Origin of the sequence: Microbacterium sp., from assembly GCF_032084865.1 — a bacterium.
In the GTDB taxonomy this organism is placed as follows: Bacteria; Actinomycetota; Actinomycetes; order Actinomycetales; family Microbacteriaceae; genus Microbacterium.
This window is the reverse complement of sequence record NZ_DAMDLU010000064.1, coordinates 1-14,912: the sequence shown is the minus strand read 5'-3', so window position 1 is coordinate 14,912 and position 14,912 is coordinate 1. Positions and strand designations below refer to the sequence as shown.

The 14,912-nt window shown below is 70.5% G+C and carries 17 protein-coding genes; 6 read left to right on the top strand and 11 right to left on the bottom strand.

The window, feature by feature from the left end:
* Positions 1–624: NUDIX domain-containing protein (locus RT309_RS08420; protein ID WP_313356425.1), on the top strand; the 624-nt coding region annotated here is incomplete at its 5' end.
* Positions 625–642: 18 nt separating this feature from the next.
* On the opposite strand, the gene RT309_RS08415 is transcribed toward RT309_RS08420, so the two are convergent.
* On the bottom strand, positions 643–1,848 hold the full coding sequence (locus RT309_RS08415; protein WP_313356424.1) for a homoserine O-acetyltransferase: 1,206 nt from the start codon (positions 1,846–1,848) through the stop codon (positions 643–645).
* Positions 1,849–1,970: 122 nt separating this feature from the next.
* Complete coding sequence (locus RT309_RS08410; protein ID WP_313356423.1) at positions 1,971–3,293, bottom strand: bifunctional o-acetylhomoserine/o-acetylserine sulfhydrylase; 1,323 nt, start codon at positions 3,291–3,293, stop codon at positions 1,971–1,973.
* A gap of 152 nt (positions 3,294–3,445) precedes the next feature.
* Here RT309_RS08410 and RT309_RS08405 point away from each other — a divergent pair, with 152 nt between their 5' ends.
* From RT309_RS08405 to RT309_RS08395, 3 genes are read left to right on the top strand one after another with little or no spacing between them, the layout of a single operon-like run.
* Positions 3,446–4,228 carry an SDR family oxidoreductase gene (locus tag RT309_RS08405; protein ID WP_313356422.1) on the top strand — a complete coding sequence of 261 codons (783 nt, stop codon included), beginning with the start codon at positions 3,446–3,448 and terminating at the stop codon, positions 4,226–4,228.
* Positions 4,228–4,926, top strand: a complete 699-nt coding sequence (locus RT309_RS08400) for a uracil-DNA glycosylase (RefSeq protein ID WP_313356421.1) — start codon at positions 4,228–4,230, stop codon at positions 4,924–4,926. Before RT309_RS08405 ends, RT309_RS08400 begins: the two co-directional genes overlap by 1 nt.
* Entirely contained in the window at positions 4,923–5,426 is a 504-nt protein-coding gene (locus RT309_RS08395) for an N-acetyltransferase family protein (protein WP_313356420.1), read from the top strand. Before RT309_RS08400 ends, RT309_RS08395 begins: the two co-directional genes overlap by 4 nt.
* 13 nt (positions 5,427–5,439) lie before the next feature.
* Here RT309_RS08395 and RT309_RS08390 read toward each other — a convergent pair whose 3' ends face one another.
* Genes RT309_RS08390 through RT309_RS08365 form a run of 6 tightly spaced genes read right to left on the bottom strand, consistent with a single transcriptional unit; the run spans position 5,440 to position 11,335 of the window.
* The gene (locus tag RT309_RS08390; protein ID WP_313356419.1) at positions 5,440–6,252 is read right to left on the bottom strand and encodes an ATP-binding cassette domain-containing protein; all 813 of its coding nucleotides are present in this window, start codon (positions 6,250–6,252) and stop codon (positions 5,440–5,442) included.
* Positions 6,249–7,052: an ABC transporter ATP-binding protein gene (locus RT309_RS08385; protein ID WP_313356418.1), complete on the bottom strand. Its 804-nt coding sequence runs from the start codon at positions 7,050–7,052 to the stop codon at positions 6,249–6,251. The genes RT309_RS08390 and RT309_RS08385 overlap by 4 nt, the downstream gene beginning before the upstream one ends.
* Positions 7,049–7,915 (bottom strand): ABC transporter permease, encoded by an 867-nt coding sequence (locus RT309_RS08380; protein WP_313356417.1) that lies wholly within the window; start codon positions 7,913–7,915, stop codon positions 7,049–7,051. Before RT309_RS08380 ends, RT309_RS08385 begins: the two co-directional genes overlap by 4 nt.
* Entirely contained in the window at positions 7,915–8,868 is a 954-nt protein-coding gene (locus tag RT309_RS08375; RefSeq protein ID WP_313356416.1) for an ABC transporter permease, read from the bottom strand. The genes RT309_RS08380 and RT309_RS08375 overlap by 1 nt, the downstream gene beginning before the upstream one ends.
* The gene (locus RT309_RS08370; RefSeq protein ID WP_313356415.1) at positions 8,865–10,391 is read right to left on the bottom strand and encodes an ABC transporter substrate-binding protein; all 1,527 of its coding nucleotides are present in this window, start codon (positions 10,389–10,391) and stop codon (positions 8,865–8,867) included. Before RT309_RS08370 ends, RT309_RS08375 begins: the two co-directional genes overlap by 4 nt.
* A gap of 32 nt (positions 10,392–10,423) precedes the next feature.
* Positions 10,424–11,335: an alpha/beta hydrolase gene (locus RT309_RS08365; protein WP_313356414.1), complete on the bottom strand. Its 912-nt coding sequence runs from the start codon at positions 11,333–11,335 to the stop codon at positions 10,424–10,426.
* Positions 11,336–11,532: 197 nt separating this feature from the next.
* On the opposite strand from RT309_RS08365, the gene RT309_RS08360 reads away from it, so the two are divergent.
* Positions 11,533–12,237: a tyrosine-protein phosphatase gene (locus tag RT309_RS08360; protein ID WP_313356413.1), complete on the top strand. Its 705-nt coding sequence runs from the start codon at positions 11,533–11,535 to the stop codon at positions 12,235–12,237.
* 52 nt (positions 12,238–12,289) lie between these two features.
* Entirely contained in the window at positions 12,290–12,751 is a 462-nt protein-coding gene (locus tag RT309_RS08355; RefSeq protein ID WP_313356412.1) for an SIP domain-containing protein, read from the top strand.
* On the opposite strand, the gene RT309_RS08350 is transcribed toward RT309_RS08355, so the two are convergent.
* Genes RT309_RS08350 through RT309_RS08340 form a run of 3 tightly spaced genes read right to left on the bottom strand, consistent with a single transcriptional unit; the run spans position 12,730 to position 14,796 of the window.
* Positions 12,730–13,194 (bottom strand): Fe-S oxidoreductase, encoded by a 465-nt coding sequence (locus tag RT309_RS08350; protein ID WP_313356411.1) that lies wholly within the window; start codon positions 13,192–13,194, stop codon positions 12,730–12,732. The two genes, RT309_RS08355 and RT309_RS08350, sit on opposite strands and share 22 nt — an antisense overlap.
* Positions 13,191–13,997, bottom strand: coding sequence for an arginase family protein (locus RT309_RS08345; RefSeq protein WP_313356410.1), 807 nt, complete (start codon positions 13,995–13,997; stop codon positions 13,191–13,193). The genes RT309_RS08350 and RT309_RS08345 overlap by 4 nt, the downstream gene beginning before the upstream one ends.
* A gap of 58 nt (positions 13,998–14,055) precedes the next feature.
* Entirely contained in the window at positions 14,056–14,796 is a 741-nt protein-coding gene (locus RT309_RS08340) for a PspA/IM30 family protein (protein WP_313356409.1), read from the bottom strand.
* Positions 14,797–14,912: the final 116 nt, after the last annotated feature.

The following is a 14,912-nucleotide window of genomic DNA, read 5'->3' as shown; positions in this document are numbered from 1 at the left end:
GCCGGCACGGCTGTGGTGCTGCGGGACGGGGCGGACGGGCTGGAGGCGCTGCTGCTGCGGCGCCCCGCCACGGGGTCGTTCCCCGGCGCCTGGGTCTTCCCTGGTGGCCGTGTCGATCCCGGTGACGAGCACGACGGCGACGGCGAGGAGCAGGCGGCGTTGCGCGCGGCCGTACGCGAGACCCGTGAGGAGGCCGGCATCGGCATCCGGGATCTGGCGACGCTCTCGCGCTGGGTGCCGCCGGCCGAGACGCCGGTGAGGTTCCGCACCTGGTTCTTCCTCGCCCGCGAGTCCGGCGAGCCGCTGCGGCCGAACCTGGGTGAGATCGAGGAGGCGCTCTGGATGACGCCTCGTGGCGCGCTCGGGCGGCACGCGGCCGGTGAGCTCACGCTCTTCCCGCCGACGTGGGTCACGCTGCACGCGCTGGGCGAGCACCGCACCGCCGACGATGCCTTCGCGGCGGTCAGTGCGTTCACACGCTACGAGACGCGGATGCAGAAGCTCGAGCGCGGGATGCGTGCGCTGTGGGCCGGCGATGAGGAGCACCCCGACGAGCCGGGTGCGCCGGGCGCACGGCACAGGCTCACCATGAGCGCGCTGCCGTGGGTCTACGAACGCGACTGATTGACGTTCCGCGCCGTGTCACGACGCGAGCAGCCGCTCCAGATGCGCTCCGACGGGGTCGGTCTCGATGAGGAATCCGTCGTGCCCGAAATCGCTGGCGAGCACCACGGTCTCGCCGTCGATGAGATTCGGGATGCTGCGCGCGATGCGCTGCTGCCCGTCGACGGGGAACAGCCGGTCGGTGTCGATGCCCAGCACGAGCGTCTTCGCCGTGACGGTGCGCAGCGCCTGCTCGACCCCGCCGCGATCGCGGCCGACGTCGTGCGAGTTCATCGCCTCGACGACCGTGAGGTAGCTGTTCGCGTCGAAGCGGCGGGTGAACTTGTTGCCGTGGAAGTCGAGGTACGACTCGACCGCGAAGCGTCCGCCGCGGCCGAGGGGAGACACATCTGACTGCCACGACCGCTGGAACCGCTGGTTGAGCTCGATCGGACTGCGGTAGTTCAGCAGCGCCATGCGACGCGCCAGGGCGAGGCCGCGGTGCGGGCCCTCGCCGAGCGCCGCGTCGTAGTACTCGCCGCCGGCGAACCGCGGGTCCATGCGCACGGTCTCCAGCTGCACGAAGTTCAGCGCCAGCTGGTCGGCGGTGGTCACCGGGGGAGACGAGAGCACGGCGAGGCGCTCGACCCGCTCGGGCTGCATCACCGCCCACTCCAGCGCGTGCATCCCGCCCATCGAGCCGCCGATCACCGCGGCCCAGCGTTCGACGCCGAGCGCGTCGGAGAGGGCGATCTGCGCCGCGACCTGGTCGCGGATGGTGAGGTACGGGAAGCGGGATGCCCATTCCCGGCCGTCCGGGGCGATACTCGCAGGTCCCGTCGAACCCTGGCATCCGCCCAGCATGTTCGGGGCGATCACGAACCAGCGGTCGGTGTCGATCGCCGACCCGGGCCCGACGATGTCCTCCCACCATCCGGCGGTGGGGTGGCCCGCGCCTGCAGGGCCGCGGACATGACTGTCGCCGGTGAGCGCGTGCAGGATCAGCACGGCGTTGTCGCGTGCCTCGTTCAGCTCGCCCCAGCTCTCCCACGCCAGCCGCGTGGCCGGCAGCAGCTGGCCGTTCTCGGTGTGGAAGTCGCCGAGGAAGGTGAAGCGGCGCTCGCCCGCAGGGTCGCCGTCGCGCCAGGCGCCGGTCGCCGGCGGCCTGGCGCGCAGCAGACGCACATCGGCCTCGGTCACCGGAGCCGATGGCACCGTGTCCTCAGAGGTCGTCTGCCAGTCCATGCGTCCATTCTCGCCTGTGCGCCCCGGGGCCCGCCGCAGGTTACGGGCGGGCGGTTGGCTTCCACGCACGGATGCCCCGGACCGAACGGTCCGGGGCATCCGCGTCTGACGAAGGAGGGGGCTCAGGCGCGAGCGGCCTCCGCGACGCGGCGGGCCGCCGCGAGAGCGCTGTCGAGGTCGACCTTGAGGTCGTCGACGTTCTCGAGGCCGACCGAGAGGCGCACGAGACCGGGCGTCACGCCGGCCGAGAGCTGCTGCTCGGGCGAGAGCTGCGAGTGCGTGGTCGACGCCGGGTGGATGACGAGCGAGCGCACGTCGCCGATGTTGGCGAGGTGGCTGAACAGGCTCAGGCTGTTGACGAACTCGCGTCCCGCCTCCACGCCGCCCTTCAGCTCGAACGACAGCACCGCTCCGACGCCCTTGGGCGCGTACTCGTTGGCCTTGGCGTACCAGGGCGACGACGGCAGACCCGAGTAGTTCACCGAGGCGACGTCGTCGTGGTCCTCGAGCCACTCGGCGATCTCCTGCGCGTTCTGCACGTGACGCTCGATGCGCAGCGACAGGGTCTCGATGCCCTGGATGAGGTTCCACGCGCTCTGCGGCGCGATGGCCGATCCGAGGTCGCGAAGCAGCTGCACGCGCGCCTTGATGATGTAAGCGAGCCCGTCGCCGACGGCGGTCGTGTACGACGCGCCGTGGTACGACGGGTCGGGCTCGGTGAGGCCGGGGAACTTGTCGACGTGCTGCGACCACGCGAAGGTGCCGCCGTCGATGATCGCACCGCCGATGGTGGTGCCGTGACCGCCGAGGAACTTGGTGACCGAGTGCGTGACGATGTCGGCGCCGTGCTCGAACGGACGGATGAGGTACGGCGTCGCGATCGTGTTGTCGACGATCAGCGGCACGTCGTTCTCGTGGGCGACGTCGGCGACGCCGCGGATGTCGAGCACGTTGATCTTCGGGTTGCCGATCGTCTCGGCGAAGAACAGCTTCGTGTTCGGGCGCACGGCCGCGCGCCACTCGTCGAGGTCGTCCTGATTCTCGACGAAGGTCACCTCGACGCCGAGCTTGGCGAGGGTGTACTTGAAGAGGTTGTAGGTGCCGCCGTAGATCGCGCTGGATGCCACGAAGTGGTCGCCCGCCTGGGCGATGTTCAGGATCGCGAAGGTCGAGGCTGCCTGGCCGCTGGAGAGCACGAGGGCTCCCGTGCCGCCCTCGAGAGCGGCGAGGCGCTGTTCGAGCACGTCCTGGGTGGGGTTCTGGATGCGCGTGTAGATGTTGCCGAACTCGGCCAGCGCGAACAGGTTCGCGGCATGGTCGGCGTTGTCGAACACGTACGAGGTGGTCTGGTAGATCGGCGTGGCGCGGGCCTTGGTGACCGGGTCGGGCGCTGCGCCCGAGTGGATCTGCTTGGTCTCGAAGCGCCAGTTCTCGGCTGCGGTCATGACGTGCTCCCAGGGTTCGGGTCGTGGGGTCGGTCGGCTGGATGCCTGGAAGCGACACTACGAAGCTGCGCGGCCGTCGACAAGCGCCGGGAAATGTTACGTAACACAGCGGGATGGCCGGATCCGGCCGTGTTGCGCATACGGTGGAGGGCATGGTGATCAGACGTGCCGTGGTGACCGGAGCGAGCTCGGGTATCGGAGAGGCGACCGTGCGCGTGCTGCGCGCCCAGGGCTGGGAGGTCGTGGGCATCGCGCGGCGGCAGAAGCGCCTGGCGCAGCTGGCAGCCGAGACCGGGGCGTCGACGATCGCGTGCGATCTGACCGACCCGGCTGCCGTCACGGCCCTCGCCGCAGAACTCGAGCGCACCGGTCCGGTGCACGCGCTGGTGCAGGTGGCCGGGGGTGCCCGTGGCACCGACAGCGTCGAGCAGGGGTCGATCGACGACTGGCAGTGGATGTACGACGCCAACGTGCTCGCCACGCAGCGGCTCGTCGCGGGCCTGCTTCCGCTGCTGCGCCGGGCCGCCGCCGCCGACGGCCATGCCGACACGGTGTTCGTCACCTCGACCGCCGCGCAGACCGCGTACCCGGGAGGCGGCGGCTACAACGCGGCCAAGGCCGCCGAGTCGATGCTCGTGAAGGTGCTGCGCCAGGAGCTGCACGGCGAGCCCATCAGGGTGGTCGAGGTCGCACCGGGAATGGTGCACACCGAGGAGTTCGCGCTCAACCGTCTGGGTGGGGACGCGGTGGCAGCCGAGTCGGTGTACGACGGCGTCGCCGAGCCGCTGATCGCGGATGATGTGGCCGAGCTCATCGCCTACGCGCTGAACGCACCGCGTCGCGTGAACCTCGATCTGGTCACGATGCGCCCGCTGGCGCAGGCCGCGCAGCATCTGCTGGCGCGCGGTGCGCTGCACGTGCGCACGGACGACTGATGCGGCGCACCCTCGCCGAACTCGCCGAGGACGGCTCGATCGACCCCGGCTGGGCGCAGGCGCTCGAGCCCGCGCAGCCGCTGCTCACGGAACTGGGCGACCGGCTGCGGGCTGAGCAGGCAGCGGGTCGGGGCTACCTCCCGGCCGGTGCGCACGTGCTGCGCGCCTTCCAGCGGCCGCTGGCCGATGTGCGGGTGCTGATCACCGGACAGGATCCTTACCCGACGCCCGGGCACCCGATCGGCCTGTCGTTCGCCGTCGAACGCGAGGTGCGCCCGCTGCCGCGCAGCCTCGGAAACATCTACCGGGAACGCCACAGCGACCTCGGCATCCCGCCGGCGCCGCACGGCGATCTCACCGCGTGGAGCGATCAGGGTGTGCTGCTGCTGAACCGGGTGCTGACCGTGCGGCCGGGTGCTCCGGCATCCCACCGCGGGTGGGGCTGGGAGCAGGTGACCGAGCTGGCGATCCGCGCGCTCGTCGCCCGCGAGCAGCCGCTGGTGGCGGTGCTGTGGGGGAGGGATGCCGCTGCGCTGAAGCCGCTGCTCGGCGAGACGGCCACGATCGAGTCGGCGCATCCGTCGCCGCTGTCGGCGAACCGGGGGTTCTTCGGCTCCCGCCCGTTCTCGCGGGTGAACGCGCTGCTCGCATCCATGGGTGCCGACCCGGTCGACTGGCGCGTGGCGGGGGACGCGTGAGCGAGCTGCGGGTGCGTCCGGTGGCGGATGCCGATCTGCCCGCGATCCGCGACATCTACAACCACTACGTGCGATCGTCCACCGTGACCTTCGACGAGGTCGAGTCGACGGTCGCCGAGTGGGAGGGCAAGGCCGCCCGGATCGCCGACGCGGGCATTCCGTTCCTCGTCGCCGAGACGACGGGCGGCGACCTGCTCGGGTACGCGCTCGGCGTGCCCTGGTCGTCGAAGTCGGCCTACCGGTTCACGATCGAGAACTCGATCTACCTCGCCCCGTCGGCGGCGGGCCGGGGAGTGGGCTGGGCGCTGCTGGCGGTCTTCCTCGACCGGTGCCGGGATGCGGGTCTGCGCCAGGTCATCGCCGTGATCGCCGACCGGGGTGCCGACGCGTCGATCGCGCTGCACCGCAAAGCGGGCTTCGTCGACGCCGGCCGGCTCACCGAGGTGGGGGAGAAGTTCGGCGACCGGCTGGGCGTGCTCTTCCTGCAGAGAGCGCTGTAGCGCTCGCCGCGTCTCAGAGCGACGGGATGACCGGCACCGCCGCGAGCAGGCGCCTGGTGTACTCCTGCTCGGGGTGCTGCAGCACCGCGGCCACCGTGCCGCGCTCCACGATGCGGCCGTCCTTCATCACCGCGACCGTGTCGCTGAGGTGCTGCACCAGTCCGATGTCGTGCGAGACCGTGATCATCGTCAGCCCCTCATCGACGCGCAGCCGGGCGAGCAGGGCGAGGATCTGCGCGCGCACGGTGACGTCGAGCGCAGACATCGGCTCGTCTCCGACGAGGATCCGCGGTCGGTGCACGATCGCGCGCGCCAGGGCGATGCGCTGGCGCTGCCCTCCCGAGAACTCGTGCGGATGCCGGTCGGCCGTGTCGGCGTCGAGGCCGACCTGTGCGAGCACCTCGCGCACCCGCGCACGCCGGTCACCCGGGATGTCGAGGGCCCAGAGCGGCTCGCCGATGATCCGCCCGATGCTCATCCGGGGGTCGAGCGATGCGTACGGGTCCTGGAACACCAGCCCGGTCTCCCGGCGCAGCCAGTGCAGCGATCTCGCGCTCGCCGAGGCGTTCACATCGCGGCCCGCGACACGCACCCGACCGCTGGTCGGCCGGTCGAGACCGAGCAGCAGTCTGACCAGCGTCGACTTGCCCGATCCGGATTCGCCGATCAGCCCCAGCGACTCGCCCTCGGCGACCTCGAGGTCGGTCGGGTGCAGGGCGATGCTCGTGCGGGGACGATCGAACATCGTGCGCCGTCGCACGGGAAAGCTGCGGCTGAGGGCCTCGGCGACGACGAGTCCACGGTCGGCGCGGGCGGGCGAGCTCATTCTCCGGTCCTCTCGTCGCCGGCATCCGCTCGCCACAGCGTCGCGGTGGCGTCGCGCAGCAGAGCCCGGGTCACCGGCGATGCCGGCGAGCCGAGCAGCGTCGAGATCGGCGCCTGCTCGACCACGCGACCGTGCTCGAGCACGACGCCGTGGGTCGCGACCTGGGAGAGCACGGCGAGGTCATGCGTGATGAACACGAGCGACATCCCCTCATCGGTGACGAGACCGAGCAGCAGCTTCAGCACCTCGGCCTGGATGGTCACGTCCAACGCCGTGGTGGGCTCGTCGGCGATGAGCAGCCGGGGTCGGCACGCGAGCGCCATCGCGATGGCCACGCGCTGCCGCTGACCGCCGGAGAGCTGGTGCGGGTACCGGTCGACGATGGATGCCGGGTCCGGCAGCTGCACGCGCGCCGCCTCGGCGACGGCGCGCTCGCGCGCCTCGCGTCTGCCGATCCGCTCGTGGATGCGCACCGATTCGGCGATCTGCCTGCCCACGGTGCGGATCGGGTTGAGGGCGGTGCGCGGCTCCTGGAAGACCATGCCGATCTCGTCGCCGCGAAGACGGGCGAGGCCGCGGTCGGGCATCCCGACCAGCTCGGTGCCGTCCCAGCGGATGCTGCCGCTGACCCGGGCGTTCTCGGGCAGCAGGCCGAGGATCGCCAGCGCGGTCATCGACTTGCCCGACCCTGACTCGCCGATCAGGCCCAGCCGCTGACCGTCGGCGACGGTGAACGAGACGCCGTCGACCACGCGCGCGCCGTCGAGCTCGACGACCAGCGATTCGACCTCGAGCGTCATGCGACCACCTCCGGGACGTGCACCTGCGCCGAGCGCCGCGTGAGCGTCGGGTCGGTGGCCTCGCGCAGCGCGTCGCCGAGCAGGTTCAGGCCCAGCACGGTGAGGGTGATGGCGATGCCCGGCCAGACCACGGTGAGCGGATGCACGCCGATGTAGCGCTGCAGGTCGGCCAGCAGCGTGCCCCACGAGGCTTCGGTCAGCGACGCGCCGAATCCGAGATACGACAGTCCCGCCTCGGCGAGCACCGCGACGGCCATCGACCACGACAGCTGCACGATGAACACCGGGGCGATGTTCGGCAGCAGGTGGCGGGTCAGGTTCTGCCCGGTGGAGAGTCCGGATGCCCGGCCCGCGAGCACGAAGTCGCTCTGCTGCACGCGCCGCAGCTCGGGTCGGGTGACACGCGCGATGCTCACGCCGAAGCCGATGCCGACCGCGAAGACGACCACCCACAGCGACCCGCCCCAGACGGCCGAGATCATCATGGCGATCATCAGCACGGGGAACGCGATGAGGATGTCGACCAGCACGGCGACGCTCTCGCGCACCCACCTCGTCGTCAGTGCCCCCAGGGCGGCCAGCGATACGCCGACGAGCGTGGCGATGACGCCCGCCCCGACGGCGACGAAGGCCGTCGTGCGCGCGCCCGCCATGATCAGGCTGAGAATGTCGCGTCCGGTGCCGTCGGTGCCGAGCAGGTGCGGCCAGCCGGGCGCGGCCCACCGTCCGCGCACATCGGTGAGCATCGGATCGAACGGTGTCCAGAACACCGAGACGACGGCGGTCAGCGCGATCAGCGCCACGACGAGCACGGCGAACCGGCCCGTCCACGACGACAGCAGCACGCGCAGCCAGCGGGGCATCAGCTCTCCTCCGCTCTCTGCCGCGGATCGACGGCGTGGTGCACGAGGTCGACGATGAAGCCGATGATCAGCACGAACCCGGTGAGCACCAGCAGCTCGCTCTGCACCTTGACCAGATCGCGCGTGCCGACGTCGGCCACCAGCATGCGTCCGATCCCGGGCAGGGTGAACAGCTGCTCGATGACCACGGAGCCCACGACGATGCCGGCGACCTGAACCCCGAGCACCGTGACTATCGAGAGTCCCACCGCGGGGATGCCGTGACGGATGAGCGCCTGGCGGCGGGTCAGCCCCTTCGCCGCGGCGGTGCGCACGAAGTCCTGTCCGGCCGCCTGCAGGGTGGCGCTGCGCACGAACCGCATGAGCATGGCGCCCTCGACGATGCCGATGGTGAGCGCCGGCAGCAGCAGCGATTCGAGCGCCTTGGCCGGGGTCGTCCAGCCCGAGCGGGGGAAGCCCTGCGCGGGCAGCCAGCCCAGCCAGTGCGCGAAGACGACGACCAGCATCATTCCTGCCCAGATCACGGGCACGGCGGCGAGAGCCTGTGCTCCGAAGCTGAGGGCGGTGCCGCCGGCGCGGCCGCGCAGCACCGCGGATGCCACGCCGAACGGCACGGCGATGAGCAGGGCGATGACGAGCGCCATCAGTCCGAGGGGAACGGTCACACGCGATTTCTCGACCAGCTCGGCGCCGACCGAGGCGCCGCTGAGCTGCGAGGTGCCGAGGTCGCCGCGCAGGATGCCGCCGATCCAGTCGGTGTACTGCGCGGGCAGCGGCTTGTCGAGGCCCAGCGATTCGCGCAGCGCCGCGACGGTCTGCGGGTCGGCCTGGGTGCCGGCGATGAGCTGCGCGACGTCTCCGGGGAACACCCGCAGCGTGAGGAAGATGATCGCGCTCGACACGAGGAGCCCTGCGAGCAGCAGGGCTCCCCGAGTGAGCGCGTAGCGGATCACTCCGCGGACTTCGTCACGCCGGCGAGGTTGATGCGCGAGTTGATCGAGTCGGTCGGGAAGCCCGAGACGGCGGCGGTGTGCGCGGTGAGCGTGGCGCCGTTGTACAGCCAGTCGGCCGCGTGGTCCTCCGAGACGATGCGTGCGGCCTTCTTCAGCAGGTCGGCGGACTTCTTCGGGTCGATCTCGGTCTGGGACTGCGCGTACAGCTTCTGCACCTCGGCGTTGTCGTAGCCGAAGTAGTAGTCGGGATTGGCGAAGTTCACGAAGTCGCGCGGCTCGACGTGCAGCACGAAGCTGAGCTCGTAGTCGTGGTTCGTGTAGACGTCGTCGAGCCAGGTCGGGAACTCGACGCGCTTGACCTCGAGCGAGACGCCCACCTTCGCGTAATCGGACACCAGCACCTGGGCCGCGGTCGTGCCGTAGAAGGACGGGATGGTGAGGGTGAGGTCGAGCTTCTCGTGACCGGCTTCCTTCAGCAGCTTCTTCGCCCGCGCGGGATCGTAGGGCGCGACGTCGCTGAGATCCTCGTACCCCGGGTCGAGCTCGGGGATGGGACCGTAGAGCGTCTGGCCGGCGCCGATCGCCTCGACGAGCGCCTCGTGATCGACGGCGAGTCGCAGCGCCTCGCGCACCCTGACATCGTCGAGCGGGGCCATGCGGTTGTTGAAGGCAAGGGTGGCCTTGTCTGTGGTGCGGCCGGTCGTGATCGTGAAATCGCCGGTGTCGTCGAGCTGTGAGACGAGGTTCGGGTCGACGGCGGTGAGCACGTCGAGCGTGCCGTCGAGCGCCGCGTTCACTCCGGCGGTGAAGTCGGGGATGTACTCGAACACGACCTCGCCGATCGTCGCCTTCTCTCCCCAGTACTCGTCGTACCGATCGAAGGTGATGGCGCTGCCCTTCGCCCATCGGTCGAGCACGAACGGCCCGGTGCCGTTCTCGGCGGTCTTCAGGTCGGTCGTGTCGCCGTTCTTGAACACCAGTCCGGCGGGGCCGGTGAGGGTGAACAGGAAGTTCTGGTCGGGCTTCGTCAGGGTGATCGTCACCGTCTGGGCGTCGGGGGCTGCGATCGCGGCGACGCCGGCGAACTCCGCGTTGCCCTGCACACTGGCATCCGTTCTGACCGCTTCGTACGAGGCGACCACGTCGGCCGAGGTGAGGGGGGTGCCGTCGTGAAAGGTGACGCCCTCGTTGAGGGTGAACTCGTACGTCAGTCCGTCGGACGACATCTCGTACGCGCTCGCCAGGCGCTCCTCGATGCCGTTCTCCTGCGTGCGGGTGACGAGCCCTTCGTAGATGTTGTCGACGAGCACCTGCTCGAGAGCGGCACCGCTGGTGTGCCGGATGTCGAGGTTGGTCGGCTCGAGCACGAGTCCGACGGTGAGCGTCGCGTCGGGATCGGCGGTGGTGGATGCCGCCGGCGTGGGTTCAGCGGCCGGGGTGCAGGCGCTGAGCGCGAGCGCGCCGACGGCGAGGAGGCCGAGCGCGGCGATTCCGGCGGAGCGCCGGGAGGGGGAAGCAGACAAGGGGCGTCCTCTCGAGATGGTGCGGCGCGCGGTCAGCGCGTCGCGCGGGTCAGCGCGCCGGTCACGATGGCGGCGAGCGAGTCGGGGGCTGTCTCCTGGACGTTGTGTCCGGCGTCGACGGTGACGACAGCGGCTGCGGGAAGGTGCTCGGTGAACGCGGCGACATCGGCATCCTGCAGGAAGCCGCGCTCACCGCGTACGAGGGTGACGGGGGCGGTGACGGCGGCGAGCTGCGCCCAGGGCGAGACACCGGATGCCACCTGCTCGGCCTTCAGGGAGTCGAATGCGGATGCGATGATGCGCGCGAAGTGGTGCTTCCACTCCACGCGACCGTCGTCGCGCACGCGCGTGTTGAAGAAGACCCCGCGCTCGGTGTCGACGCGGCTGCCACCGAAGCCGAACGCCTGCGCCCGGTCGACCGCCTCGTCGCGGGAGGCGAAGTCGGTGACCGCGTAGAACTCGCGCAGCACGGCCGGGGCGGCGTCCGTGTCGACCCCAGGCACGATGTCGACCAGGATCAGCTCGCGCACTCGTTCGGGATGCTCTGCCGCGACGACCTGTGCGGTGAGCCCGCCCAGGGAGTGGCCGACGAGGATCTGCGGGCGCGGCGCCCAGAGGGCGAGAGCGTGAGCCACGTCGTCGGCGAGCACGGCGGGGGAGTAGTCGAGGTCGTCGCGCCAGGAGGAGTCGCCGTGGCCTGCGAGGTCGATCGCGATGGCCGGGCGGCCGAGCAGCAGGGCGACGGTGTCCCACGTGTGGGCGTTGAGGCCGGCGCCGTGCAGCAGCGTCACCTCGGGGTCGCCGTCGCCGAAGCGCAGCGCACTGAGGACCCGACCGTCGGGAAGGTGGATCGCGATACGCTCGGCGCGGGGCACGTCGGCGCCGAGGGTCTTCGCCTGGTGCGGCAGATAGCGGAATTCGCTGGTGTCTTGGACCACGGCCATATTCTGCTCTTGTCGCAGCGGCAGGAAGAAATGCCGGAGCAGTGTGCGCGACTCTTGGTTGTAATGTTGAGCAACATGGCATATTCAACCTGAGTTTTCTTGGCTACCTGCATTTCGGTTGTTTCTGATGGTCGCGCGATCCGCGTGATGCGCGCGTAGGCTGGCGCAATGAGCAAGCGCCGGAATCGAGTGCGCCCATGAGCGTGCTCGCCGTGAGCGGTGTGGCGAACCTGCGCGACGTCGGCGGCATCCCCGCGGGCTCGTCGCGGGTCCGCTCCGGCGCGCTCCTGCGCTCGGGCCACCTCGCGCAGCTCACGGCTGAGGGTGGCGCGGATCTCGCGGCGCGCGTGCGACACGTCATCGACCTGCGTGACGACGCCGAGGTCGAGCGCGAACCGTCCGCGCTCACCGGCGTGCCCGTCACGCGCATCCCGCTCTTCCTCGGGTCGGTCGGATCGTTCTTCGCCCTGAACATGGACCTCGCCGCGATGTACCGTCACCTGATAGACGAGTCGGCGCCCAGGCTGGTCGACGCGGTGCGCCTCATCTCGGCCGGCGAGCCGACACTCGTGCACTGCACCGTCGGCAAGGACCGCACCGGCGTCACCGTCGCCCTCGCGCTCAGCGCCGTCGGCGCAGATCGGGAGGCGGTGATCGCCGACTACGCACTCACCGCCTCGCAACTGCCTCGCGAGCGCAATCGGGCGATCGTGCAGTATCTGCGAGCGAACCTGCCCGACGCGACGAATGCCGTGCAGCTCGCGACCGAGTCGCCCGCCCCGGTGATGGCATCGCTGCTCGCCGACATCGACGACCGTTTCGGATCTGTGGGCGCGTACCTCCGCGACGCCGGTATGAGCGCTGCCGAGCTCCACGCGCTGGCGGACGCGCTCCTCGAGTGAGGGTCGCGACTGAGGTTAGGCAACCCTACATCGGTGGTAGAGTCGATCCATCATGGGCACCACTCAGACGTACGCCGGCAGCCGCGCCGCACGCCGGGCATCCCGTCGACCGCAGGTTCAGCACCTGATCACGGCCGACGAGCGATCGCTCGCCGACCTCGAGCTCGCCCTCGCCACGCTGCCGATGTGCGCAGTCGGGCGCGTCTTCATCGAGGTGCCGGAAACCGCCGACATCGGGGTCGTCACGGCGCCCCCACGGATGACCGTCACCTGGCTGCCGCGCTCGCGTCGCGGCGCGCAGCCGCGCGCCACCGGCGAGGCGCTCAGTCGCGCCGCGATCGCGTGGGCTGACGAGATGCTCTGCGATGACTCCGGTGCAGGCCTGCGCACCGAGGTGATCCTCCTCGGCGGCTGGCTGAGCACCGCCGACATCGTCGACCACCTGAAGAGCGCCGGCACCGTCCCCGTGGACGCGATCCACGCTCCGTCGCGCTACGGTCTCGCGTCGGACTGACCGACCTGCCGCGAGCGCGGCACGTAGCCGCCGTCTTCCAGCCCCGCCTCGATCTCGAACCTGTTGCGCAGCGGATTCCGTCCGGCGAGCAGGTACAGCACCGGCATCAGAAACCCGTATCGTCGCCACTGGCGTTTGTGCACCGCCTCATGCCTGAGCACGGCGTCCGACGGATCCCGGTCGCCGGTGAGGAAGCATCCGCCCACGCAGACACCGCCGCGGGCGAAAGCCCAGCCCGGCAGACCACGGAAGACCCAGAGCCCCTCCCGGCGCCGCACGCGGCCGGTGCTCCACAGTGATCCCCACACCCAGCCGACCGCGGTGCCCCACGCGTAGCCGAGGCTGCTGATCGGCGAGTCCAGCAGCAGCGACGGCAGAAGCCGGTCCACACGGCGTCCGCGCGCGAGCGCGCGATCCGCTTCGGCTCGCCAGTCGGCCGTCATGCGACAGCACCGATCAGACGCAGGATCGCGCCGAGGTCGAGCACGGCGTCGGCGGGGCTGCGCGGCGCGAAACCGGCGATCGTGGCGCCGGCGAGGGGCACTTCCTCGCGCAGTCGCCGCAGCGCGGCGGCGAGGTGGTTCTCGGTCACACCGAACGGCGCGGCTTCGGAGACGCCCTCGAACTCCGCCGGATCGAGCACGTCGACGTCGATGTGCACCCACACGCGGCTCGCGCCCGTCGCGCGCACGGCGGCGGCGACGACGCCGGGGTCACCGAGACTGTCGGGGGAGATCTGCGTCACCCCGTCCAGGGCATCCCGCTCGGTGTCGTCTATGACGCGCGCGCCGAGCAGCACGACGCGCTCTGCCGGCACACCCGGCGACAGGGCGAGCTGCGGTTCGCCTTCGCCCATCACGGCCCGCAGCGCCATACCGGCGAATGCCCCGGACGGCGACGTCGACGCATCGTTCAGGTCGGGGTGCGCGTCGCACCACAGCACGGCGAGGTCCGAGGTGTCGACGGCAGAAAGGGCGAAGACGCTCACGCTGCAGTCGCCGCCGACAATCACGGTCTGCTCGCTCGCAGCGCCGAGGTGCTCGGCGACGAGTTCCCGCGTGCGCAGCAGCGCGCTGAGACGCCGGATGCCGGTGCCGAGCGAGTCGCCGGCCTCGAGCGGCACATCGAGCATGGTCGAATCGCGGCGCGGCAGGTCGCCGGCGATGGCGGCGGCGCCGTCGGTGAGCAGCATGGCGCGGGCCGACGGCGAGCCCTGCCACTGCGGGACGATCAGAAAACGGGTCATGTTCTCTCCGAGGGGAGAAGCGGGGTGGATGCCAGGTGCGCGGCATCCACCCCAAGGGTCACTCTGCTTCGAGAGCGGCACGCGGGGTGCCGCCGGACTTGAGCTCGGCGAGGCGGGCCTCGACCTCGGTCAGCTCACCGAGGTCCTCGAGGCTCTCGAACTGCGCGTCGAGCGACGAGGCCGCGATCTCGGCCTTGCCCTGCGCGAGGGCCTCCTGACGGCGGATCTTGTCTTCGAAGCGACCGAGCTCGCTGGTCGGGTCGAGCACGTTGATCGAGCCGATGGCATCCTGCACCTTGGTCTGCGCCTCGGCGACCTTGGCGCGGGCCAGCAGCTCGCTGCGCTTCGTCTTGAGCTCACCGAGCTTGTCCTTCATGCCGTTCAGGCCGCTCTTGAGCTTCTCGACGATCTCGGTCTGCGCGGCGATCTGCGGCTCGGAGGCCTGCGCTTCGCGCTCTTCGCCGATCTGACGCTGCAGCGCGATCTTGGCGAGGCTGTCGAACTTGTCGGCGTCCGTAGTGTTGCCGGCCGTACGCAGCTCGTCGGCCTTGCGGCTGGCGGCGAGCGCCTTGTTGCCCCACTCGCGTGCCGCGCGGACGTCCTCTTCGTGGTCGCGCTCGAGCAGGCGGAGGTTGCCGATCGTCTCGGCGATCGCCGACTCGGCGTCGGCGATGTTGTTCGAGTAGTCGCGGACCAGCTGGTCGATCATCTTCTGCGGGTCCTCGGCCTGGTCGAGGAGCGAGTTGATGTTCGCCCGGACGAGGGTCGAGATGCGTCCGAAGATGGATTCCTTGGCCATGTTCATTCCTTTGCTGTTCTCAGGTTGTCGTTGTCGATGGTCGTATCAGGATCGTGAGGTGAGTCGGGAGGGTGTCAGAAGGCGCCGCCGCCGCCGCTGCTGCCGGAGCTGCCGCC

Bases quoted from the DNA above. Each gene is read 5' to 3' on its own strand.
- RT309_RS08415 (WP_313356424.1), bottom strand. From the start codon at position 1,848: ATGGACTGGCAGACGACCTCTGAGGACACGGTGCCATCGGCTCCGGTG.
- RT309_RS08410 (WP_313356423.1), bottom strand. From the start codon at position 3,293: ATGACCGCAGCCGAGAACTGGCGCTTCGAGACCAAGCAGATCCACTCG.
- RT309_RS08405 (WP_313356422.1), top strand. From the start codon at position 3,446: ATGGTGATCAGACGTGCCGTGGTGACCGGAGCGAGCTCGGGTATCGGA.
- RT309_RS08400 (WP_313356421.1), top strand. From the start codon at position 4,228: ATGCGGCGCACCCTCGCCGAACTCGCCGAGGACGGCTCGATCGACCCC.
- RT309_RS08390 (WP_313356419.1), bottom strand. From the start codon at position 6,252: ATGAGCTCGCCCGCCCGCGCCGACCGTGGACTCGTCGTCGCCGAGGCC.
- RT309_RS08385 (WP_313356418.1), bottom strand. From the start codon at position 7,052: ATGACGCTCGAGGTCGAATCGCTGGTCGTCGAGCTCGACGGCGCGCGC.
- RT309_RS08380 (WP_313356417.1), bottom strand. From the start codon at position 7,915: ATGCCCCGCTGGCTGCGCGTGCTGCTGTCGTCGTGGACGGGCCGGTTC.
- RT309_RS08365 (WP_313356414.1), bottom strand. From the start codon at position 11,335: ATGGCCGTGGTCCAAGACACCAGCGAATTCCGCTATCTGCCGCACCAG.
- RT309_RS08360 (WP_313356413.1), top strand. From the start codon at position 11,533: ATGAGCGTGCTCGCCGTGAGCGGTGTGGCGAACCTGCGCGACGTCGGC.
- RT309_RS08355 (WP_313356412.1), top strand. From the start codon at position 12,290: ATGGGCACCACTCAGACGTACGCCGGCAGCCGCGCCGCACGCCGGGCA.
- RT309_RS08350 (WP_313356411.1), bottom strand. From the start codon at position 13,194: ATGACGGCCGACTGGCGAGCCGAAGCGGATCGCGCGCTCGCGCGCGGA.
- RT309_RS08345 (WP_313356410.1), bottom strand. From the start codon at position 13,997: ATGACCCGTTTTCTGATCGTCCCGCAGTGGCAGGGCTCGCCGTCGGCC.
- RT309_RS08340 (WP_313356409.1), bottom strand. From the start codon at position 14,796: ATGGCCAAGGAATCCATCTTCGGACGCATCTCGACCCTCGTCCGGGCG.